We start from the raw sequence: 24,349 nt of genomic DNA, 5'->3' as shown, positions 1-24,349 counted from the left end.
TTCTCCTTAAAAGCGGAAGCGGGCAACCCTGACGGCACCACCTGCTTCACTGCTGAAATGTATACACATTTCCTAAGTCTAGCAGCCTGGTCAATTCATCAAGGGCAACCCGCCCTTCTTCCAGTAATTGCGGATCGCCTAAATCGCTTTGCGTCAGCCTGTCGCGATAGTGCTTATCGACCCACCGGTTCAGCGTGGCGAACACGTGATCGTTCATCAGCACCGCCGGGTTAACGGCCTGGCGCTCCTCGGGGGTTAATACCACGCGCAACCGCAGGCAGGCGGGGCCGCCACCGTTGTGCATACTTTCCCGCAGGTCAAACACCTGCAGGGACTGTAACGGACCGCCGCCTTCCACCTGTTCACGCAGGTATTCCCAGACGCCGGGATGCTGGCGCGACTCTTCCGGCAGCACCAGCATCATGCTGCCATCCGGGCGCGTCAGCAGCTGGCTGTTAAACAGGTAGGTACTGACGGCATCCTGCACGGACACCCGGGCTGTTGGCACCTCCAGGGCGACAAAACCCGGCACACGGTCGCGCAGTTGCGCCAGTAAACCGGGCTGATCAACAAAAGCCTGCTGATGGCAAAACAGCAGCTGCTGATTGCTCACGGCAATGACATCGTTATGAAAAACGCCCTGATCGATGACCGCCGGATTTTGCTGCGCAAAGATGACTTTTTCAGGCGAGAGCTGATGCAGGCGGGCGACCGCTTCACTGGCTTCACGGGTTTGCCGGGCCGGGTAGCGTCGGGGGGCCGTATCAGACTGGCCGTCGCGACCATAGATAAACAGTTGTACACCCGCGTCACCATAGTCGCCGCCCAGACGGTTATGGTTGGCCGCCCCTTCATCGCCAAACCTGGCCACCTGCGGTAGCGCATCATGCACAACAAAATGTCGCGGATCGCGAAACAGCGCTCGCAGCAGAGCGGCCGTTTGCGGGGCTTCAATGGAACGGTGAAATTTGTTGTTGAGATTCGCGACGGTGAAATGCACCCGACGGTCAGCGCTGTCGGCTGAGGGTGATACCGTTGCCGCATTGGCCACCCACATCGCCGAGGCCGAGCTGGCGGCTGACAGTAACGCGGGGGCCGTTTTATGGGCTTTTTCCAGGACCTGCGCATCGCTGCCGCTAAAACCCAGCTGACGCAGCACGGCAATGCCGGGCCGCTCATGCGGCGGGATCACGCCCTGAACAAATCCCATGTCGGCCAGCGCTTTCATTTTCAGTAAGCCCTGCTTTGCCGCCAGCCGCGGATTCGACGGCTGGTGTTGATGGCGCGTCGAGGCTTCGTTACCGAATGACAACCCCGCGTAATGGTGCGTCAGTCCGACCAGCCCATCAAAGTTGGCTTCTGTGGCTTTCATGGGCGACCTCCTTGCGGTGAAAAATCCAGGCCCGGTGACAGTGTTGCCGGAAGCGTAAGCTGCGGCGATTCCAGCGAGGCCATCGGCCAGGCACAATAGTCTGCGGCATACCAGGCGCTGGCGCGATGGTTACCCGAGGCGCCAATCCCGCCAAACGGTGCCGTACTGGCAGCGCCAGTCAGCGGCTTATTCCAGTTCACAATACCGGCACGCGCTTCCAGCAACAGCTGGTCAAACTGCTCGCGGGACGGTGAAATTAACCCGCACGACAGGCCGTAGCGCGTCTGGTTAGCCAGTTGAATCGCCTGCGGATAATCGTCGTAACGCATCACCGCCAGCAGCGGGCCAAATACTTCTTCATCCGGCAAATTGTCTACCGCGGTCACGTCAATAATGCCGGGCGTTAACAGCGCCTGTTGCCGGTTGGGCCAGCGCATTGCCAGCAGTATCTTGCCGCCCGCCGCGACGCGCTGCTGCCATTCGGCATAAATTTTTTCGGCAGCGGCGCAGGAGATCACGCTGCCCATAAAAGGTTGCGGATCGGCGTTCCAGGCACCGGGTTGCAACCGCCCGGCCACCTCAACCAACCGTGTCAGGAAGGCATCACCGGCCGCGCCCCGTTTGACCAGTAAGCGGCGCGCGCAGGTACAACGCTGGCCTGCCGTAATAAAGGCTGACTGAATGGCAATATGCACCGCCCCGTCGATATCCGCGGGGTCGTCCACGATCAGTGCATTGTTGCCGCCCATTTCCAGCGCCAGCATTTTTTCAGGCTGCCCGGCAAACTGGCGATGAAGCTGATAACCGGTATGTGCGCTACCGGTAAACAGCAGGCCGTCAATGCCCTGCTCAGCCGCCAGCGCCTGGCCGGTTTCACGTCCGCCCTGCAGCAGTCCCATGACGCCATCTGGCAGGCCCGCCTCCCGCCACAGCTGTACCGTTTTCTCAGCGGTGGCCGGCGTCAGCTCGCTGGGTTTGAACACCACACAGTTACCGGCGAGTAAGGCGGGCACAATGTGGCCATTCGGTAAATGGCCCGGGAAATTATACGGGCCGAATACCGCCAGCACGCCATGAGGACGATGACGCAGGGCATTTTCGCCCTGTTGCTGCTCCCCGGTGCGAGCGTGATAGGCTTTAACGGAAATCGCAATTTTGTTGATCATCGCGGTCACTTCCGTCAGCGCTTCCCAGCGCGGTTTCCCCGTTTCCTGCGCAATGCAGTCGGCCAGGGCGGTTTTATGGTTCTCGAGCTGTACCGCGAAACGTTCAACGATGGCCTGACGGGCGGCAAAAGGCTGTCTTGCCCACGCCGGAAAGGCCGACCGGGCCGCCTGGCAGGCCGCTGTAACCTGCTCCGATGAAGCCGCGCACCCCTGCCACAGCGTGTCGCCGCTGACCGGGTCCTGTTTGGAAAAGTGATCTGACTCGCCAGCGAGCCACTGTCCGTTAATCAGGTGCGTCATGCCTTTTTCTCCTCACTACACAGCGTCACTACGCGCAGGCTGTCACCCGGCTGGCACTGCAACGCCTGTAACTGTTCGTCATTAAGCTGAATATGTTCAGCGCTCGGATCGACCGGTATGAGTGCGACACGAAACCGGTGATAATCGGTGTTGGCGACCAGACAAAGTGGCGCATCCTGCCGGGCCTCGCCTTTTCGTGCCGTCAGTAACCGGCTGTCCCGCACGGCGCGGATGTCATCAATGTCACATTCCAGCGTCGGCCCGCCATCAAAGATGTCAATATACTGGCGGTAGCGGAAACCCTCCGCCTCCAGTACCGCACGTGCGGGCGCGGTTTTAGGATGGACCTGACCAATGACGGCCTGCGCTTCCGGGGTTAAATAGTGCAGATAAAGCGGGTGCTTGGGCATGAGTTCCGCAATAAACGTTTTCTGCCCGGTACCGCTCAGAAAATCGGCTTTGCGAAATTCCATCGAGAAAAAGTGAATGCCCACGCTGTCCCAAAACGGGGAATGCCCCTGTTCATCGCTGACGCCGCGCATTTCGGCAACCACCCGCGCCATAAAGCAGTCGCGAAAGTTCGCCATAAACAGAAAACGGGACTTCGATAACAGATAACCGTTTTTACCGTCACGATAGTCGGGATCCAGAAACAGCGTGCAGAGTTCGCTACTGCCTGTATGGTCATTGCTTAATGACAGTGTCGGCAACGTGGCGTACACGTTCAGCTCTTTTGAGGCATGCACCTGTGTGCCGACCCGAAAGTTGTACCAGGGTTCCTGTAGACCTACAGCCACCTCAATGGCGCAGATCCCCACCGCGCGATTGTCCTGGCTGTCAGCCAGCACAAACACATAGCCCTGTTCAGCACGCGGCAGCGTGCCCTGCCAGGTATGCAGCGAGCGTTCGATTCGGGCCTGTAGCGTGGCGCTGTCAACCGGCAAGGAGGTCAGTCCGCCGCCTGTTTTTGCCGCCAGTGCCATCAGCTGACTCAGATCATCCCGCTCGACCGGACGAATCACCATCATGATGCCTGGCCCTTAAACAGCTGTTCACAGGCCTGGGCAAAGCGCGCCATACCGGTCTTTACTTCCTGTTCGCTGATATTCAGCGCCGGCGCGAAACGCACCACGTTAGCCCCGGCGATCAGTACCATAACGCCCTGTTCAGCGGCGGCGAGGTTGATCTGTTTGGCTTTCCCCGCAAAGTCGTCGTTCAGTACGGCCCCAATCAATAACCCTAACCCGCGCACCGTTTTAAACAGATGCAGACGTTGATTGAGGTCATTCAGCGCCGCCACAATCCAGTCATGACGCATCCTCACGCCGTCCATCACTTCAGGCCGGTTAATCAGTTCCATGACTTTCCCTGCCACCGCGCTCGCCAGGGGATTACCGCCATAGGTTGTGCCATGCGTGCCCACGCCCATCACCTGCGCCAGGTCTTCACGCGTTAACATGGCACCGATGGGAAACCCACCGCCCAGCGCCTTGGCACTGGTCAGGACATCCGGCGTCACGCCATAGTGCATATAGGCGTACAGCGAGCCGGTCCGGCCAACGCCGCTCTGGACTTCATCGAAAATCAGCAAGGCCTGATGTTTATCGCACAGTTCACGCAGGCCGCGCAGAAACGCGGGCTCTGCCGGAACAACACCGCCTTCCCCCTGAACAGGTTCGACAATGACGGCACAGGTCTGATCGGAAATCAGTGCGGCAGCAGACGCAAGATCGTTAAATTCCGCGTGCTGAATATCTGCCGGAAGTGGCGCAAAATCTTTTGAATAGGCAGGCTGCCCTCCCGCAGAAACGGTAAACAGCGTGCGGCCATGAAAGGCATTTTTAAATGCGACGATGCCGCTTTTATGGTTACCAAACCGGTCATGTGCCACTTTTCGGGCCAGCTTCAGCGCCGCTTCGTTTGCCTCTGCCCCGGAGTTACAAAAGAACACACGGTCAGCAAAGGTGGCATCGATCAGGTGTTTCGCCAGACGTAAAACGGGTTCATTGGTGTATCCATTGCCTGTATGCCACAGACGTGAAGCCTGTTCCTGAAGCGCCTGCTGAAGCGCGGGATGCGCATGGCCCAGCGCATTAACGGCGATACCGCCGGCGAAATCGATATAATCTTTTCCCTGCTGATCCCAGACGGTTGAGCCCTCTGCGCGGACCGGTACAAAACTGGCGGGTGCATAAACCGGCATCATCCAGTGATCAAAATCATGACGCGAAACCTGCAGTGGCATAGTCCTTCTCCTGTACCCCAGGGGTAATCTGTTTGTTTGTTAAATGTTAAGAATGTAAAGACTCGTCCTACGATAGATTGCAGATAGCGTGCCAGCCAAGGACTAAAATGCATAAAATGGAGCGCATAACCAATTATCAATAACTTACGTTCAGCATCTATTCACTTAAAATGCATAAATAGTGAATAATAGTCTGAGGGAGACGGGATAGTAGCGTTTTTTAAAGCGGAATTATGCAACGGCGATATGAAATATTGCTTTTGTGATCGCTGATAAATTATTTGTTTAAAAGCGTGCAAAGTGCGCCTCACAATGGGGCGCTTGCATGGTTGTTGTGCAAAACAAAAGAAAACTATTATGACCGGGATGAATTAACTCAAATAAAAGACAAAAGAATGAACTGGAATAAATCACTCCTGGTTTCATAATTTATAATTATTCATCTGTTTTTTTATTTTATTTCCAGGGTGACTATCAGGAATTTAATAACCTGTACCAGGCCAGAATTACAATTACTACGCAGACTAATGATATGGAACCTGTCCTTTTTGGATTATTTTTTAGTCATAAAAGGTTGATTATTTCACCACGGTCGCTAGCGCTTTCGTTTTTTTACTGGTCTGAACAGGGCACGTTAATGATATAAATCAAATGACTGTTATATATGATATTTTCTTCTTTTTATTGCCAGATAATTCATAAGAAAAAACAATGATACCGGCCACAAGCCAGTCAGCAAAAGCGTTTTTATCGTTTAGTTCCCTGAAATACACATTTGGTTACACTTATTGCGCTAGGCTGGATTAACAATTTGTGTCATTTTCTTTTCACCCCACCAGAGGGGCAAATAATAAGACAACCACAGGGTAAATAATAAATGATGAAGCGCACTTTAGTGGCGGCATTAATGCCGTTACTGATCGGCCTGCCGACTGCTCAGGCCGCACAAATTTATAATAAAGACGGAAATAAGCTGGATTTACAAGGCAAGGTTAACGTATCGCATTATTTTTCAGATGATCCGTCAAATAATGGCGATCTCACTTCCTATGCCCGCATCGGTTTTAAAGGCGAAACCGCCATCACCGATCAACTCACTGGCTATGGTTTCTGGCAGTACCAGTTCAGCGTCAAAAACTCTGAAGGTGCAGATGCCAACACCGGTAACAAAACCCGCCTGGGTTATGCCGGGCTGAAATATGGCGAACTGGGTTCACTGGACTACGGCCGTAACTACGGTCTGGTTTATGACGCATTAAGCTACACCGATATGTTGCCGGTATGGGGTGGAGACTCTGCCTATAACGACGCCTTCCTGACTGCTCGCTCAGGTGGTGTACTGACCTGGCGCAATAAAGACTTCTTTGGTCTGGTGAAGGGCTGGAACATTGCGGCACAGTACGAAGGTAAGAACGATCGTACCTCGACCAACAATGCCGGTCTGCAGGTGAGCCGTGCGAATGGCGATGGCTTTGCTTTATCTACCTCATATGACTTTGATTTTGGTTTGAGTTTTGCTGGCGCTTACTCAAGCCTGCAACGTACTCAGGCACAAAACGCAGCGACTTTTGGTCGCGGTGACAAAGGACAGGTATGGGCAACATCTGTTAAGTATGATGCTAACCAGATTTACCTGGCAGCAATGTACGGTGAAACGCTTAACGCCACACCGATGCCTTCCAGTGCGACCGGTTTCGCTAACAAAGCACAGAACATGGAATTTGTTGCGCAATACCAGTTCCTGAATGGCTTACGCCCTTCATTAAGCTACGTCACCTCAAAAGGCAAAGACATTGAAGGCATCGGTGATGCCGATCTGTATAAATACTCTTCTGTGGGTGCAACTTACTACTTCAATAAAAACATGTCGGTGTACGGCGAATACCGTATTAACCTGCTGAAGAAAAATAATCCGCTGGGTCTGGCAACAGATGACATTACAGCGGTAGGTCTGGTCTACCAGTTCTAAGCGTTACCCCCTCATTGTTAAACGGCCCGGCCTGTGTCTGACGGGCCGTTTCTCTTTACCCCGTCCTCTCAGCTCAGGCGATAGTGACAGTCCGGCTGCATCGGTTGGGGCAGATCCTTCTCTCCCGCCATTTCCCGCAAATTGATTTCTATGTTGATGCAGATAGCATCCATCGGCAGATGGTTATTCTTATAGCCAAACGGCATTTCCAGCTCTTCCGCCAGCGTATCGAGCGACAAAAAGGTGTAGGAAATAAACATCGACACCAGCGGCGTCATCGCATGCAGGTCCGGCGCCAGCGCAAACGGCAGCAACGCACAAAACAGATAAACGGTACGCCGTAGCAGCAAGCCATAGGCAAACGGCACCGGCATGCTGGCCAGCCGTTCACATCCTCCCAGTACTGCCGCAATCTGGTTGAGGTTGTTGTCAATCGTGCTCCAGACAATATCGCTGATTACCCCTATTTGTCGCTGCTTTGCCAGCCACTGCGACAATTGCAAATGCAGCATATTTGCCGCCGAGTGCTGGCCCAGCAGCACCTCGGCCTCGCTGCCCAGCAGGCGCGTCAGGTCGTCACGTGCATCCGTATGACGGAGTTGATGTTTCAGACTGGCACAGAATGCCAGCAGCATGGCCTGCACCCGCTCCGTATCTGCCGGACAGAAGGCAATAACCTGACGCAAAATATTACGGCAGGCAATCAGCAACGCCCCCAGTAACAGGCGGGCCTCGCTGAATCGCGCATAGCAAACGCTGTTACGGAAACCCAGAAAGATAGCGATGGAGACGCCCAACAGGCTGAACGGCGCCAGCGTGAGCTTAATGCCCAGGGTTTCATACCAGTCCAGCAACGCCAGGGCGAGCAGCGACATTAACAGGTTAAGAAACAGGCGGAACAGGATATCGGGCAGAACAGAGCCATGCCAGGCAAACAGGCGGATAAACCAATGGTTGGGGGGTCGAAGAATCATGGTGTGCAGATAAATGGATATTTTTGCCGATTCTGCGAGTGTGCGTGTGCTTTTACCAGTGAAAAAGTGTGACAAAAATCACACTTTATTGTGACGTTAGTCGCTGAAGCTCAGCGGATCGGTAACCGGCGAGCGCGCCTCCGCCTGTTCCGCGGGCGGCTCATCCAGCGACAACGGCGGCTGGACCCTGAGGGTGATCCAGTTGGACGTGACGCGCTGTTGTTTACTGTCTTCGACCGTAACCGACAGATGGTAAGTATTGCTGGCCCCCGGAGTGCTGTCCCACGGCGGCACAATCACGCTCCAGCCGTCCGTTGCACTGTTGTTCGGAGGAGCAGTCAGACTCAGCGCCGCCGTGTCGCCCTGCCAGCTCAGCCCCTTAATCGCATGACTGGCGCGTACCTGCAGCTTAAGTGGAACGCTCTCGCCCGGATTAAGCTGCCATGGCGGTGTCGCCAGAAACACGGAGAGGGTTTTGCGCTGCCGGTAAGCCATTACCGGCGTTTGGCTGCGCGTGACGGTATCGTAGCGACTGCCACGCAACGAACGCATCTCGGCGACGTTACTGGCATCCAGCTGGCGGCTTAAAGCCACGCCAAAACGATAATTCAGTTTCAGCCCAACCTGATCCTGGGTCTCGCCGGCACTGCTGGTTTTGTGGCTGGCCGTGAAGGTCACCAGCGGCACGGGCGTGTAAGACAGCCCGAGCGAGAGTGCCGCCGGATTGTGGTAGCGATTACCGCTGTTAAACAGATCAACCTTTTCACCCAGATACTGCTGATAACTGAATGACACGCCCAGTTGACGGTAAAAAGGCAGATAGCTTTGAGTGGTGATGTCGTAACCTTCGGCCATGCGGTATTGCTGGCTGCTGTCACGATTGCGCCATCCTGAAAGCGGATGATAGTAATTAGCGGAGAGCCGCAGGTTGTTGCTCCAGGCTTCCGTTCCCACCGATGCGCGCTGGAGGCCGCTGCGAAAACTGCGATCGATAAAACTGTTGTAGCCTAACAGCCAGTTGCCCAGATCCCAGCGCTGGCCCAGTCCCGCATTACCGACCACCCCTTCCACCGTATCGTGCAGACCAAGCTGACTAAACGTCAGATAGCGGTTTTCATCGGCCAGCGGACTAAACAGATTACCGCCGGTCCCGTCAAAATTGCCGTCCATGTCGACTTTCAGGTCGAATTCTGCATTGCCGTAGGGAGAGAGCAGCGACTGCCCTTCCGTTTCCACCCGCGTCGCAACTTCGTCACGCAGATGATTAAACGCCCACTGCCCGGCCTGCTGACCAAAGGTCACATCGCTGCTGCTTTCACTGGCTTCTGCAATGCTTTTCGCCGCCTTCGCCAGTTTTTCACTCCACTGATGATCCTCTTCGACATGCCCCAGCGACGGAAGGTCGTCAAGCGACTGCCGGAAACGAGCAGGATCGCCAAACGGGGTGGCAGGAATCTGACTGTCGGCTTGCAGCGCACGAACAGGGGCGGCGGCGATGGCCGTCATGACAGTCAACGCGAGGAGAACAGGTCTGTAAATCACATCATCAGGTCCGGGCATAAACATTATCAGGTGGTTTCTCAACGAGAATGACAAAACCAGCGCAGACTATTTTAGCATAATGTGACCCAGATTAATGATTTGAAGCGATATTTGTGCTTAGCGAAGCGGCAAACCCCGCATGAAACGGGGTTAAGATAACCCCTCACCGACGTAACGCGCCGGGGAAAAGATCAGGAGAAAATCAATCCGCCGTCCACATTGATCGTTTGCCCGGTAATATAGCGCGCATCATCCGAGGCCAAAAACGCCACCAGCCCGGCCACATCCTGCGGCTGTCCGGCGCGCTTCAACGGAATTGTGTCGACCCACTCCGCCATCAGTTCGCCTTTGCCATAGGTTTTCTTATCGCTGCTGAGAATGGCCCCCCAGGCCCGATCGTTGTAATCCCACATTTCACTTTCAATAATGCCCGGGCAAAACGCATTCACGGTAATGTTCCAGCGCGCCAGTTCCAGTGCCAGACTTTGTGTAATACCGATTACCCCCATTTTACTGGCGGCGTAATGCGGCGTGTAGATAAAGCCTTTGCGTCCCTGGCCGGAGGACGTATTGATCAGGCTGCCGCCGTTTTGCTGCACCATGTATTTGGCCGCCTCACGACAGCACAGCCAGACACCGGTGGTATTGACGGCGAGCACGCGCTCGAAATCGCTTTTCGGCAGCGCATCAAACGCATCAATGGTGATAATCCCTGCGTTTTGAATCGACACGTCAATGCCGCCAAAACGTTCTGCGGCCTGCCGATACAGGCGTTGTACCTGCGCTTCATCCGTGACATCCGCCTGCAGGGCCAGGATAGCGGCCCCGGTGGCGCGAAGACTGTCGGCCGTGGCAAATACCCGATCAGCATTGGAGACCATCACAAGGTTTGCGCCGTCCTGGGCAAAGCGGGCGGCGATGCCGGCACCAATCCCGCGGCAGGCGCCGGTGATCACCACGGTTTTTCCACTAAAATTGCGGTTCATGCTGCTCCCCTGTTATCCATGACTGATATCAGCCCGTGGCGTGACCGGCTGCTTTTTTTCATGACGACGCAGCAGTATCACTTTGCTCTGCAGGCGCTGCTGGAACTGGTCAATCACCACGGCGGTCACTATCACCACGCCCTTGATCACCATTTGCCAGAAATCACTGACGCCCATCATGACCATGCCGTCAGCCAGAAAGACGATAACAAAGGCCCCGATGATTGAGCCGGAGAGACGACCGCGCCCCCCCGCCAGCGCGGTACCGCCCAGCACCGTGGCACCGATAGCATCCATTTCAAACATATTGCCGGTCATCGGATGCGCAGTCTGTAACTGGGAGGCAACGATCAGGCCGACCAGTGCGGCACACAGGCCCGAAAAGGCATAGACGAATACTTTCACTTTGATAATCGGCACACCGGCCAGCCTTGCGGCCGGTTCATTGCCGCCCGTCGCATAGATGTAGCGACCAAGCGGCGTTTTACGGGTGAGATAAAGGCCAAGCAGCAGGAAGCCGATCATCAGCCAGATCGGAATGTACACGCCCAGGAAGGTGCCCGATCCTAACCACGCGAAGCCGGTGTTGCCTAACGCAGGCAGGCCCACCAGGTTGGCATAGGTCGCGCCATCGTTAAACAGCAGCGCCGCGCCGCGGGCGACATACATCACGCCCAGGGTACAGATGAAGGGGGCGACGCCCAACCGGGTAATTATCGTCCCGTTAAGCATGCCCACCAGCACACCAAACAGCGCTACCACCAGAATCACCTCCGGCACGTTCAGGAAGAGCCGGTTCCCGTCCCATAACGGGATGCCTGCGGTCAGCAACGCCCCCGCGACCATACCGCAGATACCGGCAACCGCGCCCACCGAGAGATCAATGCCGCCGGTCAGGATGACAAGCGTCATGCCAATCGCCAGCAGGCCGGTAATCGCCACATGCTGCGTCATGATCAGTACGTTAGAGGGCGTCAGAAAATTCGGCACCATGACGCTAAAGAAACCGACGACGATCAGTAAGGCAATAAAGGTACGCGCCTTGAGCAAATACATATAAAGCAGATATTTTTGGTTCATGGAGTTCTCCGGCACCTCAGGCTTGCGGGGTTGACGCGCTAATCAGTTTTTCGCGCGTGGCATCCGCGCGGGGAAGATCGGCAGTAATACGGCCGTCGGCCATCACCAGAATGCGATCGGCCAGCGCCATGACCTCAACCAGTTCAGACGACGAAAACATGACCGCCAGCCCCTGTTGCGCCAGCTGACCAATCAGGTGGTACACATCGGTTTTGGCGCCCACATCAATGCCGCGCGTGGGTTCATCGAGCAGGACGACCTGAGGACCGGTCATCAGCGCTTTGCCCAGCACCACTTTCTGTTGGTTGCCGCCGCTCAGCGAGGTGATGGGCAGTTCGCTGTCGCTGACTTTAATGGCCAGCTGCCGAATCATGTCATTCACCCGCTGCTGCTCCCGTTCAGGGTTTACGAGGCCCAGCGCGCGTCGAAACCCGCGCAGGCTGAGATCGGACAACGTCATGTTGGCGGTGATCGACATCAACCCCACGATGCCTTCGCCCTTGCGATCCTCCGGCACCAGCGCAATCCCACGCCTGAGCCGCTGCTGAAAATTACAGGTATCCAGTCGCTGCTCACCCAGACAGATATGCCCGTCCTGACAGGGCTGTAGCCCGATCAGACCTTTAAACAGCTCCGTTCGCCCGGCACCCAGCAGACCATAAATCCCAATCACCTCGCCTTTACGCAGGCTAAAACTGACTGCATTCAGGCGGTAACCGCCGTTCTGATGCAGCGCCGTCAGCCCGTCGACTTTCAGTACCGTTTCGCCCTGTACGGCAGGCTGATAGTCGAAGTGTTTTTTCTTGTCGCCCACCATTTGCGCAATGATCCAGGGCACGCTGGCCTCGCGCACCTCCCGTTCCGCAATAAAGCGCCCGTCCCGGAAAATGGTGATGTGGTCGCCAATTTCCATCAGTTCTTCCAGCCGATGGGAGATATAAATGATGGTGACGCCACGTCGCTTGAGTTGCTCAATCACGTTGAACAGCACTTTGACTTCCGACTGACTCAGGGCGCTGGTGGGTTCGTCCATGATCAGCACGCGCGTGTCCTTTGACAGCGCCCGGGCGATCTCTACCAGTTGTTGATGACCAATGCCTAACTCATCCAGCGGCGCACAGGGATCGACGTCCAGCTCCAGCCGCTCCAGCAGCGCCTGGGCCAGCTGATACTGGTACTTTTCATTGATGACGCCGCGCTGAAAGAATTCGTTGGCGATAAAGATGTTGTCCATCACGTTCATATTGGGGAACAGGTTCAGTTCCTGAAAAATAATGCTGATGCCCAACTTCTCAGCCTGATGAGTGGAACTGAGCGTAACCGGCTTGCCATCCAGCCAGATTTCACCTGATGAGGGCGTTTCAACCCCCGCCAGCATCTTCATCATGGTGGATTTGCCTGCGCCGTTCTCCCCGATCAGCACATTTACTTTGTTGCGATACACCCGATAATTGACCTGATCCAGCGCGGTCACACCGGGATACACGCGTGACAGGCCACGCGTTTCAATAATGACGTCGTCTTGCGGTTGCGCTTCAGGCATGATCACCTCCTCACTGACGCGTAATCTGGGCTGGCGTGATAGCAGGAAGGGCGCGCGGAATATCCCAGCTACTGAACACCCCTACCACCTGGACGTGATCACCGATTTTGATATGGCTGTCCTTCATCATGTTGACGGCCTGCTGATTAATGGCTTTGCCAAAATCACTGAACAGATCCTGATTGTTGAAGTCCTGATAGCTGGTGCCTTTATACGCATCCCGCAGCGCCGTACCACGAATGATCGGGCCCGTCTGAATAGTGACAGTGTCACCTGATGCATCTTTGACTTTCATTTTGCCGTTGCGCGAGGTGGTCTCCAGCGCCGTGACATCGCCGCTGACACTGACGCTAAAGACACAGGGGTTTTCGCTTTGTGAGCGATAGCCGAGCGCCTTACAGGCGCTGTCCAGATCCTTCTCTGCCTGCAGCCGCTGCATCAACTCGCCCAGCGGTCTGGCCTGAGCGACGATCTGCGGAACCAGCTTCTGCTGCCAGAGGGCGTGGATGTTGGCCATGTGCGGATTGGGGGGATTCTTGAGATCGGCCAGTTCCTGCTGCGAGACAATACGGCAGCCACTCAGCGCGGCAACCACCAGTATCAGACAGAGTCGGTTGTACATACATTCTCCCTGGCGCCCGTAAAGACGGGCGCAATACGCGTGAATTACGACTTGTAGTTAAAATCTTGTACGTTTTTGGCATTGTCTGGCGTGATCAGAATGCCGCGGAACATCACACGTTGTTTCTCCGGCTTGACGCCCTTCTGGATGTAGTTATCCAGGTCAGTCATGCCCTGCGCGGCAATCGCCTGGGCCTGCAGCATGACGGTGGCTTTTAAGGTCCCGGCTTTCACCGCATCACGCTCGTCATTGCTGCCGTCAATCCCGACCACGACCACATCGTTGCGGCCTGCCGCTTTCAGTGCGGCAATCGCGCCCAGCGCAACCGGACCATTACCGCAAATCACCCCTTTTACGTCCGGGTGGGCCTGTAAAATGCTGTCCATGATGCGTTTGCCGTCGATAAGCGTGCCTTTGGCATCCTGACGGGCGATGCTTTGCATATCGGGATACTGTTCCAGTACCTGGTGGAAGGATTTTGAACGGGTGACGCAGTTGTTGTCTGCGAGATTACAGGTCAGCTCGGCATACTTGCCTTTCTCACCCATTTTCTCGACAAACACGTTGGCCACATCCGAACCGGCCTGAAAATTGTTATGGGTGATTTGTTCCAGCGCCACATCGTCTACCGGGATTTCGCGATTGATTAACACCACCGGTATCCCGGCGTCTTTCGCTTTCTTAATGGCTGCGACGCTGGCTGTCGAGTCCGCGTTATCCAGAATGATGCCCTGCACTTTTTTGCCGATGGCCGCATCGATCAGCTCATTTTGTTTTTTGACATCCTCACCATGAGACAGCACCGAGGTTTTGTAGCCCAGTTCCTGCGCTTTCAGATTGGCCCCCTTCGCTTCTGAGGCGTAATAGGGATTATCCAGGGAGTTAACCAAAATCATGATGGTGCCCTTTTCCACGGCAAGCGCCGCGTGGGAAAACAGGCAGGCGGCAATCGAAGTACAGAGCAACGTCGTTTTTTTCATGGTAATGTCTCGCTATTATCGTTGTGGCAGGGAAAAGATGACGGGGCTGGTCGCCTTACCAGATGGTGAATCCACCGTCGATCATCAGGTCAGCACCGGTGATCATGTCGCTGCCATTGCTGGCAAAGAACAGGACGGCGGCGGCAATTTCGTCGGTATAGGCAAAGCGGCCCAAGGGGATGAGTTTTTTCATTTCTGTGCCCTTCTCACCGCGCCAGGCTTTTTCGCCCATGGGCGTCAGTACCACCGTCGGTGATAAGGTATTGACGTTAATGCGGTGCGGGGCGAACTCTTTCGCCATCACCTTTGTCATACCCAGCAGGCCAGCTTTCGCCGAGGTATAGGCCACATGGTTGTCGATAGCGATGGACGCCGCCTGAGAGGCGATATTAATAATCTTGCCGCCGTTGCCAGCCCGGACCATGCGTTTCGCCACTGCCTGCGAGCACAGAAAAGGCCCGGTCAGATTGACGGCGATCTGCTTTTGCCATTCCGCAAATTCGGTGTCCAGCACCGGCTGGAGCATCACATAGCCCGCGCAGTTCACCAGAATGTCGATATGTCCGTAGTGGTTTTCCACCGCCCCGAACGCCCGTTCAACGTCGCTAGGTTCCGTCACATCACAGCACACCAGCTGCACCGGCTGACCCGCGAACGTCTCACGCAGGTGTTCCGCCTTTTCGGCTTCAAAAGGCGGATAAAGCAGCGCCAGGCGAGCCCCTTTCTTCAACAACATCTCGTTACTGGCCATGGCAATGCCGCCCAGGCCGCCCGTCACCACGGCTACTTTGCCGCTGAGATCCATGTTGTTGTCTACGCCATAACGCAGGTTAACGTCATATTCACTGCTCATCCGACTGTCCTCTCAGGTTTTTAATTCCCCACAATCATTTTCGAACAAAAATATATGCTATCGAATTGATGGTTAATGTGGTTAAGATCAAATTTCGCGAAAATGCCCTTCAGGCAGCTACGGCCCGTTAAAATGCCGTGATCCAGATTACAGATCCCGTGAAACAGGCGGTGCAAACGGTGACAGGGTGAGAGACAGGAGGCGACAATAAGTCACATTCATTTTCGTTCGAAAACAAACAGAGAACCGGCGCTCACTCGCCAACGCGAAACCGGCAAGGTAAACTCTTTCACAGCGCGTGAATGCACGAAGCCCGATGCAAGTAAAAGAGGGAGCATTTCGATTGAAAAGCAAAACTGAGCAGTTAGCTGAAATGCAGCAGCGGCGTGAAAAGATTTTAGAGATGATTCGGGAAGACGGCACGGTAACGGTTAAAGCGTTAACCCAAACCTTTGGGCTTACCGAGGCCACGCTGCGGACCGACCTGCGCATGCTGCAAAAACAGGGATTTGTACAACGCTATCATGGTGGCGCAACGCTGATGACAGGCAAGCAGAACACCGGCCTGTTGCAGCTTGAACGTCAGACGCATCTGGAAGAGAAAGACGCCATTGGTCGTCTGGCCGCACAGCACATCGAAAATGGCGATACGGTGATTTTCGATTCCGGTACGACAACGACGGCAATTGCCGATGCCATCAGCCACATTCGCCGTCTGTCTGTGGTCACCACCGCCGTCAACATCGCCCTGAAACTGGGCGGTGAGCCCGGCATTAATGTGTTGCTGACAGGCGGCACCTTTAAGTTTCCGACGCTGTCAACGTCGGGCGAGAAAGCGGCCAGCTTTTTTGAAAATGTGCTGGCGGAAAAGCTGTTTCTCGCCACCGCCTGTATTTCGCCGCGGCTGGGCCTGAGCTTTCCCAGTGAAACCGATATTAAAGTGAAAATGGCGATGATTAACTCCGCCAGTACCGTTTATGTCGTGGCGGACTCCAGCAAAATCGACAAGGTCTCGATGTTTGCCCTGCCCTGCGACTGGAGCCACATCCACTATCTGATCACCGACAGTGGGATCAGCCCGTCGCATATTGCGGCCTTTGAAGCGCTGGGCGTCAGGGTGCTGGTTGCGCCTACTCCGACCCGCCGGTCAGGATAGTCTGTCCCTGATTTTTCCCCCGACGCCGTCATCGTCAGTGCGATGCCGTCACGCTCATCGCCGCCCCGCGCGGTTGGGCAGCCATAAGATCGGCACGGTAATAGCGCACCACGTCGCCTACAATCAGTAACGACGGCGACACCGGTTTTTGCTGTTCGACCGTATCAGGCAACCCGGCCAGCGTGGTGATCAGCACCCGCTGGTCTCGGCGCGTACCGTTTTCAATGATTGCCACCGGCGTCGCCTCACTGCGGCCATATTCCCGTAACCGGGCGCTAATCACGCTGCTCCAGCTTAACCCCATGTAAAACACCAGCGTCTGATTGGTGGCGGTCAGCGCCGCCGCATCCAGCTGCGGTTCGCCGCTGCGCCCGTGCCCGGTGATAAAGCGCAATGACTGGGCGCAGTCACGGTGCGTCAGCGGAATGCCGCTGGCAGCCGCACAGCCCACGGCGGCGGTAATGCCGGGTACCACCTCGCAGACAATATTCGCCTGCTGCAGGCTGACCATCTCTTCGCCGCCACGGCCAAAGATAAAGGGATCGCCGCCTTTTAACCGCACGACATTGCGCCCGCTGGCGGCCAGATCCACCAGCAGTTGATTGATCTGTGCCTGCTTCAGGCCGTGATGACCCGGCTGTTTACCAACGTCGATACAGAGCGCGCTGCTGGCGACTTCCGCCATCACCGCTTCGCTGACCAGGCGATCATAAACCACGACGTCCGCGCATTGCAGCAGACGCAGCGCCTTGACTGTCAGTAGCTCCACATCCCCCGGCCCGGCCCCGACCAGCCAGACCTTGCCCGGGCTGGACGCGTTTTCCGGCGCCAGCAGTTTATCTAAAGCGTTGATCGCGATCGTCATTCTTCCTCCGGTACAGCAACGGAAAGCAAAAGGTGTTTTAGCTCCGGCAGACAGGAGCCGCAGTTAGTACCACAGTTGAGTGCGTTACCCAGTGCCTGGGTGCTGTGACAGCCCTGTTTAATCGCCTGTAAGATCGTGTTTTCTCCGACGCCAAAGCAGCTACAGATCGTCCGGCCAGCCACGGCACGTTGTGCCGATTGTCCCGCCAGCAGAGCATGCCGTTCCGCCGCATTCGCCGGCGCCTGGCGAAAAGCCTGCGCAACCCAGTCATGATCGATCGCGGGTAACGACGCGCCGGTATAAAAGGCCAGCTGCAGCTCACCGTTGCGCCAGGCCAGCAGGCGGTAATGCGGTTCCGCCGCGTGGGCGGTTTGCCGTTGCAGCCCGTCCAGCGGGATCGTTGCCGTGAGCCACTGTTCTGGGGAACCGTCTCCGGCAAGGCTAAAACGTTGCGCGCCCTCATAGGGTGTACGCGCCCAGTAGCGCAGTCCGTCAGGCGGGCTTACGTCGCGCTGCCAGAGCCAGCCCTGCCAGCGGGTGTGGAGCGGCTGGATACGCACGGCGGTTTGTTTAAAGGCAGGCTGTGCCGAGGCCGGACAGCGCGTTGAGGCCACCAGCCCGCCGACCGTGCCCTGCAGACTGAACTGTCGGTTCCAGTGCATAGGGACAAAGATCTCACCGCGTCGCAGACCGCTGTCCAGCGTCACGCGCACCGTCATCCAGCCCGCGTCGGACTGCACCCGTGCCAGTGCCCCCGCGCACAGGCCATAGCGTTGTGCGTCCTGCGGATGCAGTGCTGCAAACGGCTCATCACAATGCTGCATGAGCCGGGGAACCAGACCGGTGCGTGTCATGGTGTGCCACTGATCGCGGATCCGTCCGCTGTTCATCAATAACGGATACGCCGCCCTGCACGCGAAGGGCTGCGGCGTGGCCGGTGGCAACAGGCGGGCTTTACCATCAGGATGGTAAAAGTGCCGGTCGCTAAACAGCCGCGCGCAACCCTGGGGATAGCGGGCGTTGACCGGCCACTGCACCGGCGTCAGTGCATCCCACTGTGCGTCGCTCATCCCGGCCAGACCGCTGATATCAAACGCGCGCTGGCCGTTGTTCTCAAACCCCGACAACGCCGCGTGTTCGCGGAAGATGGCTGCCGGGTGCGTCCAGGCAAAGCCTTCATGAAAGCCCAGACGCTGGGCGACCTGGGCGAGTAACCACCAGTCCGGTTTCGCTTCTCCGGCCGGGGGCATAAACGCGCGCTGGCGGGAAATCCGACGTTCAGAATTGGTCACGGTGCCGTTCTTTTCCCCCCAGCCCTGCGCGGGTAGCAAAATATGCGCAAAGGCGGTGGTATCCGTTTGCGCCAGTACGTCTGACACTATCACCAGCGGACAGGCAGCCAGCGCCCGGGCAATGCGATTGCCTTCTGGCATCGAAACCGCCGGATTGGTGCCCATAATCCATACGGCTTTGATCGCCCCGCGATCAATGGCGTCGAACAGATCGACCGCCGTCAGGCCGGGCTGACGCGCCATACGCGGACTGCGCCAGAAACGCTGTAAACGGTCGCAGTCTTCCGCAGTGAAACTCATATGAGCCGCCAGTTGGTTGGCCAGTCCGCCAACCTCCCGCCCGCCCATCGCATTCGGCTGTCCGGTCAGCGAAAACGGGCCGCAGCCGGGTCGGCCTATCTTGCCGCTGAGCAGATGCGCATTGAGAATGGCATTGTTGTTGTCACTGCCGCTTTGTGACTGGTTGATGCCCATACACCATAAGGTCAGTACGCGCTCATGCCGGGTAAACAACCGGTAGAACGCGGCGATCATGTCGTGGCTGATATCACAATGGGCTGCCACCGTCGCACAATCCCACTGCCGCGCGGCCTGTATGGTTGTGTCTACACCGTCCAGATGCGGCAGCATCGTGGCGTCAATGCCGCCATGCTGTTCCAGCCAGTGCAACAGGCCCGAAAACAGGGCCGGATCGCTGCCCGGCCGGAGCGGTAAATGCAGATCGGCGAATTCACAACTGGCCGTGCGGCGCGGATCGATCACCACAACCTGCATCTCAGGGCGCTGCGTTTTTGCCTGCTTCAGGCGCTGAAACAGCACCGGATGAGCCCAGGCGGCGTTCGAGCCGACCAGGATAACCACCTCGGCCTGATCCAGATCCTCGTAACAGCACGGCACGGCATCCGCGCCGAACGCCCGTTTATAGCCCGTCACCGCTGAGGCCATGCACAGGCGTGAATTGGTATCGATATTGGCGACGCCGAGAAAACCTTTCATCAGCTTGTTCGCCACATAGTAATCCTCGGTCAGCAACTGGCCGGAACCGTAAAAAGCCACCGCCTCCGGGCCGTACGTATCGATAATCCTGCGCAGTCCGTCAGCCGCGGCATCCAGCGCCGCCTCCATGCTGACGCGCTGGTGATGAAGCTGAGGATGCAGCAACCGTCCGGCCTGTGTCAGGGTTTCGCCCAGCGCCGCGCCCTTCACGCACAGCCGCCCGGCATTCGCCGGATGACTGGCATCGCCCCGGACCTGAGCCGACGCGCTCTGCGACTGCGTGACCTCGACGCCGCAGCCCACACCGCAATAAGCGCAGGTGGTTTTCATGATGCCTGCGCCATCAGGTTAAGCGGACGGTTGGCGACCCACACCTGGCCGTCCTCCAGTTTGACCGGCCAGCAGCGCAGTTGATGCTGAGGGTTATCCAGGCTCTGTCCGTCCCGCAGGCGCACCCGCTGTTTGTAAAGCGGAGAGATCACCACCGGCTCCCCGGCAACATCGCCAAGGATGCCGCGTGACAGCACGCTGGCTTCGCTGCCTGGCTCACGATCCTCCAGCGCATAACAGTCATCACCCAGACGGAATAAAGCAATACGGACGCTGCCAAGACGGGCCCCAATGCCGGCCTCTGGCGGGATGGCCTCCAGTGGACAGATTTCGCTCCAGGGTTCGGCGGGCAGATGCATCAGGGGAATACCGCTGGCCTTGTGGGGCTGGCGTTGTCCGCGCACGCGCGCATAGTGCAGCGTTTCATCCGGGTGATCGCTGTTCACTGTGGCGGTAAACAGCGCACGTCGCGAAGGATCGGCCAGCGTGGTCTGCCATTCGCACTGCCAGGTGTCTACCACCTGTTGCATGTCCTGTTCCAGCGTGGCGGCGATCCCCAGGCTGTCATGAATCACCACCTCACGCAGGTAGTCCAGCCCGCCCTCCATGTTATCCATCCAGACGCTGGTACGCTGCAGGCGATCCGCCGTGCGCACGTAGAACATCAGAATCCGGTCGACGTACCGGATCAACGTGTCATCGTCCAGATCGCTGGCAAACAGTTCCGCATGGCGTGGCTTCATGCCGCCATTGCCGCAGACATACAGGTTCCAGCCGTTTTCCGTGGCGATGACCCCGATATCTTTACTTTGCGCTTCCGCACATTCGCGGGTACAGCCGGACACGGCCATCTTGATCTTATGTGGTGCGCGCAGGCCCTTATACCGGTTCTCCAGCGCGATGGCGAAGGCGGTAGAATCCTGCACGCCATAACGACACCAGGTCGAGCCAACGCAGGATTTCACTGTACGCAGGGATTTTCCGTAGGCATGACCGGTTTCAAAGCCGGCTTCCAGCAGGGTTTCCCAGATAGCAGGCAACTGGTCCAGTCGCGCACCAAACAGATCGATACGCTGGCCGCCGGTGATTTTGGTATAGAGATCGTAACGCGCGGCCACTTCGCCGATGGCGATCAGGCCCTGTGGCGTGATCTCGCCCCCTGGCACGCGCGGCACTACCGAATAGGTGCCATCTTTCTGGATATTGGCAAAGTAACGGTCGTTCGTGTCCTGTAAGGGTAAATGGGCCGGTTTCAGCAGGTAATCGTTCCAGCACGAGGCCAGCAGCGAACCCACCAGCGGTTTACATACCTCGCAACCACAGCCCCGTCCGTGGCTGGCCAGCAGCTCGTCAAAGGTTTTGATGCCATTGATACGGATCAGGTCATACAGCGCCTGGCGGGAATAGGCGAAGTGCTCACAGATGTCTTTTTTAACGGCGACGCCCTGGTTTTCCAGCTGAAACTCCATTACCTGTTTTACCAGCGCAGCGCAGCCGCCACAGCCGGTTGCCGCTTTGGTGCAGCTTTTAATACTGGCCATCTCGCCACAGCCGCTCTGCACCGCCTGGCAGATATCGCCTTTACTGACGTTATGACAGGAGCATACCTGGGCGCTGTCCGGCAGCGCAGCGACGCCCAACCCTTTGGCCGGCGCGCCATTTAATACAGGCAAAATCAGCGCTTCCGGTGCTGCCGGCAGCGGCATGTCATTTAACATCGTTTGCAGGAGGGTGGCATAGTCGCTGCTGTCTCCCACCAGCACGCCGCCCAGCAGTCGTGTATTGTCGGCGCTCACGACGATCTTCTTGTAAATGCCTTTTGGTCCATTGGCCCAGTGGTAGCTCAGGCTGCCCGGCGTTTTGCCGTGCGCATCGCCAAAGGAGGCGACTTCTACGCCCAGCAGCTTCAGTTTGGTGCTCATGTCGGCACCAGTGAACTGCGCGGGTTCGGCCGCCAGATGCCCGGCCAGCACTCGCGCCATCTGGTAGCCCGGCGCTACCAGGCCAAAAATCTGCCCGTTCCACAGCGCGCATTCGCCGATGGCATAAATGTCGCTGTCACTGGTCTGGCAATGGTCATTGATGGTAATGCCGCCGCGCGGCCCCACGCTGATGTCGGCACTGCGGGCCAGCTCATCACGCGGACGGATACCGGCAGAGAACAGCACCAGATCGGTGGCCAGCTCGCCGCCATCGGCAAAGTGCAGCACCAGACTGCCGTCAGGCTGGCTGGCAATTTGTTCGGTCTGCTTCGCGGTATGTACCGTCACGCCCAGCGCGTCGATTTTTTGCCGCAGCATCAGCGCCCCACCTTCGTCCAGTTGCACAGCCATCAGGCGCGGCGCAAACTCAACCACGTGGGTCTCCAGCCCAAGCTGCTTCAGCGCGTTGGCGGCCTCCAGGCCCAGCAGCCCGCCGCCGATCACCACGCCGCGCTGACTCTGGCGGGCACAGGCTGCGATGGCATCCAGATCGTCCAGCGTGCGGTAGACAAAGCAGCGCTCGCCGTCATGGCCGGGGACCGGGGGGACAAAGGCGCGCGAGCCGGTGGCCAGCACCAGCTTATCCCAGGCCAGCTCACGGCCCGTGCTGTCGCGCAGGCTGCGCTGCTGGCGATCGATCGCCTCTACCCGGCAACCGCTACGCAGTTCAATCGCGTTTTGGGCAAAAAATTCCTCGCTTACCAGCGACAACTGCGTGGCCGTTTTACCGGTGAAATACTCGGAAAGGTGAACCCGGTCGTAAGCCTGATAGCGCTCTTCGCCGTAAACCACCACGTGATAATGTTGATGCAGGTTACGATCGACCAGTTGCTCCAGAAAATGGTGGCTGACCATGCCGTGACCCACCACGGCTAATACAGGTTTCGTTTGGCTCATCACAGGGTTTCCTGCAGCCAGCGGCTGCGTTTCAGGTTCATCAAGGCCGAACAGCGTATTCACAGAAACCGGTCCGGCATTATGGAGTTGGTTCAGCAGCGCACCACTTTGCTGGCAGTCGCCATACAGCAGCACGCCGTTCAGCCGGCCGTCTTTGAGGAACAGGCGGCGATAGTGCCCGGCGATCGGGTCAAAACTAGTGACAGACGGTGCTTCGCGAACGTCACCGGCGCTAAACAGGGAAATGCCGCTGACTTTGAGACGGGTGCACGTGGCCGCGCTGTAGAAATCCGCCTGAGGCCGATCGGCCAGTTGCGCCGCCAGAATCTTCGCCTGGGCCAGACAGGGCGCGACCAGACCGAAGGTCTCGCCGCTGATTTCACAACATTCGCCTACGGCATAAATTCCCGCGTGCGCACTGCGCAACTGGCGATCTACCAGAATGCCGCGCTGGCAGGGAATCCCGGCGGCCTGCGCCAGGGCGATTGCCGGCTGGACACCAATGGCCATCACCACCTGCCGCGCCGCCAGCACCCGGCCATCGTGGAGGATCACGCTATCCGTCCGGATCGCCGCAAGGCTGGTATTCAGTTCACAGCGAATGCCGCGCGCACGGAGCTGAGCCAGCAGTAATTCCCCTGCCCTGGCGTCCAGTTGTTTGTCCAGCAAACACGACTGACGATGAAGCAGCGTAACCTGACGCCCCTGTGCCTGAAGGCCGGCGGCCGCTTCAATACCCAGAAAGCCGCCGCCGACCACCACGACCGGACCCTGCCCCGCCAGCAAAGTGTCTACATCCTGCAGCGTGCGAAAGGTGCTGACATGCGGCAGGTCGCTGCCTGGGACAGACGGCCGGCAGGGCTGCGATCCGGTCGCCAGTACCAGGCGGTCCCAGTGCAGCAGGCGCTGGTCGGTGCGTAAGGTCCGCTCAGCGACATTCACCTGTTCCACCGTCTCTCCCGCCAGCAAGGTCACGCCGTGACGGTGATACCAGTCACGATCGTGGATCAGCGTTTGCGCAACGGTGGTTTCCCCGGCCAGCAGTGGCGACAACAGCACACGGTTATAGTTGCCGTGCGGCTCACGGCCAATCACGGTGATGTCGTAACGCGTCGGCGCCAGCTGCAACAGGGTTTCCACCATGTGCATACCCGCCATCCCGTTACCCACAACCAGCAACCGTTGTCTCATGGTGTCGT

General features: G+C 57.3%; 17 protein-coding genes. 2 read left to right on the top strand and 15 right to left on the bottom strand.

Annotation, left to right across the window (positions count from 1 at the left end; genetic code table 11):
- Positions 1-46: 46 nt before the first annotated feature.
- Genes astB through RAC90_RS03780 form a run of 4 tightly spaced genes read right to left on the bottom strand, consistent with a single transcriptional unit; the run spans position 47 to position 5,083 of the window.
- Positions 47-1,372, bottom strand: coding sequence for an N-succinylarginine dihydrolase (gene astB / locus RAC90_RS03795; protein ID WP_058708706.1), 1,326 nt, complete (start codon positions 1,370-1,372; stop codon positions 47-49).
- Positions 1,369-2,838: a succinylglutamate-semialdehyde dehydrogenase gene (astD, locus tag RAC90_RS03790; protein WP_263758273.1), complete on the bottom strand. Its 1,470-nt coding sequence runs from the start codon at positions 2,836-2,838 to the stop codon at positions 1,369-1,371. Before astD ends, astB begins: the two co-directional genes overlap by 4 nt.
- The gene (gene astA / locus RAC90_RS03785; RefSeq protein WP_033741105.1) at positions 2,835-3,866 is read right to left on the bottom strand and encodes an arginine N-succinyltransferase; all 1,032 of its coding nucleotides are present in this window, start codon (positions 3,864-3,866) and stop codon (positions 2,835-2,837) included. The genes astD and astA overlap by 4 nt, the downstream gene beginning before the upstream one ends.
- Complete coding sequence (locus RAC90_RS03780; protein ID WP_110267590.1) at positions 3,863-5,083, bottom strand: aspartate aminotransferase family protein; 1,221 nt, start codon at positions 5,081-5,083, stop codon at positions 3,863-3,865. The genes astA and RAC90_RS03780 overlap by 4 nt, the downstream gene beginning before the upstream one ends.
- Positions 5,084-5,960: 877 nt before the next feature.
- Here RAC90_RS03780 and RAC90_RS03775 point away from each other — a divergent pair.
- The gene (locus RAC90_RS03775) at positions 5,961-7,052 is read left to right on the top strand and encodes a porin (protein ID WP_033741100.1); all 1,092 of its coding nucleotides are present in this window, start codon (positions 5,961-5,963) and stop codon (positions 7,050-7,052) included.
- 68 nt (positions 7,053-7,120) lie between these two features.
- On the opposite strand, the gene RAC90_RS03770 is transcribed toward RAC90_RS03775, so the two are convergent.
- The 8 genes from RAC90_RS03770 to RAC90_RS03735 all read right to left on the bottom strand — a co-directional run bounded on the left by RAC90_RS03770 (position 7,121) and on the right by RAC90_RS03735 (position 15,632).
- The gene (locus RAC90_RS03770) at positions 7,121-8,026 is read right to left on the bottom strand and encodes a bestrophin family protein (RefSeq protein WP_375123981.1); all 906 of its coding nucleotides are present in this window, start codon (positions 8,024-8,026) and stop codon (positions 7,121-7,123) included.
- Between the two features lie 96 nt (positions 8,027-8,122).
- Positions 8,123-9,595, bottom strand: coding sequence for a YchO/YchP family invasin (locus RAC90_RS03765; protein WP_133745311.1), 1,473 nt, complete (start codon positions 9,593-9,595; stop codon positions 8,123-8,125).
- Positions 9,596-9,759: 164 nt separating this feature from the next.
- On the bottom strand, positions 9,760-10,554 hold the full coding sequence (locus RAC90_RS03760; protein ID WP_033741098.1) for a glucose 1-dehydrogenase: 795 nt from the start codon (positions 10,552-10,554) through the stop codon (positions 9,760-9,762).
- A gap of 12 nt (positions 10,555-10,566) precedes the next feature.
- Complete coding sequence (locus RAC90_RS03755) at positions 10,567-11,634, bottom strand: ABC transporter permease (protein WP_033741097.1); 1,068 nt, start codon at positions 11,632-11,634, stop codon at positions 10,567-10,569.
- Between the two features lie 16 nt (positions 11,635-11,650).
- Positions 11,651-13,177 (bottom strand): sugar ABC transporter ATP-binding protein, encoded by a 1,527-nt coding sequence (locus tag RAC90_RS03750; protein WP_375123980.1) that lies wholly within the window; start codon positions 13,175-13,177, stop codon positions 11,651-11,653.
- A 10-nt stretch (positions 13,178-13,187) separates the two neighbouring features.
- Entirely contained in the window at positions 13,188-13,799 is a 612-nt protein-coding gene (locus RAC90_RS03745) for a DUF2291 family protein (RefSeq protein WP_375123979.1), read from the bottom strand.
- A gap of 44 nt (positions 13,800-13,843) precedes the next feature.
- Positions 13,844-14,779, bottom strand: coding sequence for a D-ribose ABC transporter substrate-binding protein (locus tag RAC90_RS03740; protein WP_033741095.1), 936 nt, complete (start codon positions 14,777-14,779; stop codon positions 13,844-13,846).
- Positions 14,780-14,834: 55 nt separating this feature from the next.
- A complete protein-coding gene (locus RAC90_RS03735; protein ID WP_375123978.1) occupies positions 14,835-15,632 on the bottom strand; it encodes a GolD/DthD family dehydrogenase in 798 nt (265 codons plus the stop codon).
- A 343-nt stretch (positions 15,633-15,975) separates the two neighbouring features.
- Here RAC90_RS03735 and RAC90_RS03730 point away from each other — a divergent pair, with 343 nt between their 5' ends.
- Complete coding sequence (locus tag RAC90_RS03730) at positions 15,976-16,788, top strand: DeoR/GlpR family DNA-binding transcription regulator (protein ID WP_033741089.1); 813 nt, start codon at positions 15,976-15,978, stop codon at positions 16,786-16,788.
- Between the two features lie 34 nt (positions 16,789-16,822).
- On the opposite strand, the gene cobA is transcribed toward RAC90_RS03730, so the two are convergent.
- Genes cobA through nirB form a run of 3 tightly spaced genes read right to left on the bottom strand, consistent with a single transcriptional unit; the run spans position 16,823 to position 24,341 of the window.
- The gene (gene cobA / locus RAC90_RS03725) at positions 16,823-17,653 is read right to left on the bottom strand and encodes a uroporphyrinogen-III C-methyltransferase (RefSeq protein ID WP_282498713.1); all 831 of its coding nucleotides are present in this window, start codon (positions 17,651-17,653) and stop codon (positions 16,823-16,825) included.
- Complete coding sequence (locus RAC90_RS03720; RefSeq protein ID WP_375123977.1) at positions 17,650-20,271, bottom strand: molybdopterin-dependent oxidoreductase; 2,622 nt, start codon at positions 20,269-20,271, stop codon at positions 17,650-17,652. Before RAC90_RS03720 ends, cobA begins: the two co-directional genes overlap by 4 nt.
- Positions 20,268-24,341: a nitrite reductase large subunit NirB gene (gene nirB / locus RAC90_RS03715; RefSeq protein WP_375123976.1), complete on the bottom strand. Its 4,074-nt coding sequence runs from the start codon at positions 24,339-24,341 to the stop codon at positions 20,268-20,270. Before nirB ends, RAC90_RS03720 begins: the two co-directional genes overlap by 4 nt.
- Positions 24,342-24,349 lie beyond the last annotated feature (8 nt).

It is taken from the genome of Pantoea sp. CS_6, from assembly GCF_041954745.1.
Lineage (GTDB): Bacteria > Pseudomonadota > Gammaproteobacteria > Enterobacterales > Enterobacteriaceae > Pantoea > Pantoea stewartii.
The sequence above is the reverse complement of the archived record's forward strand: the minus strand, read 5'-3'. Positions and strand labels throughout refer to the sequence as shown.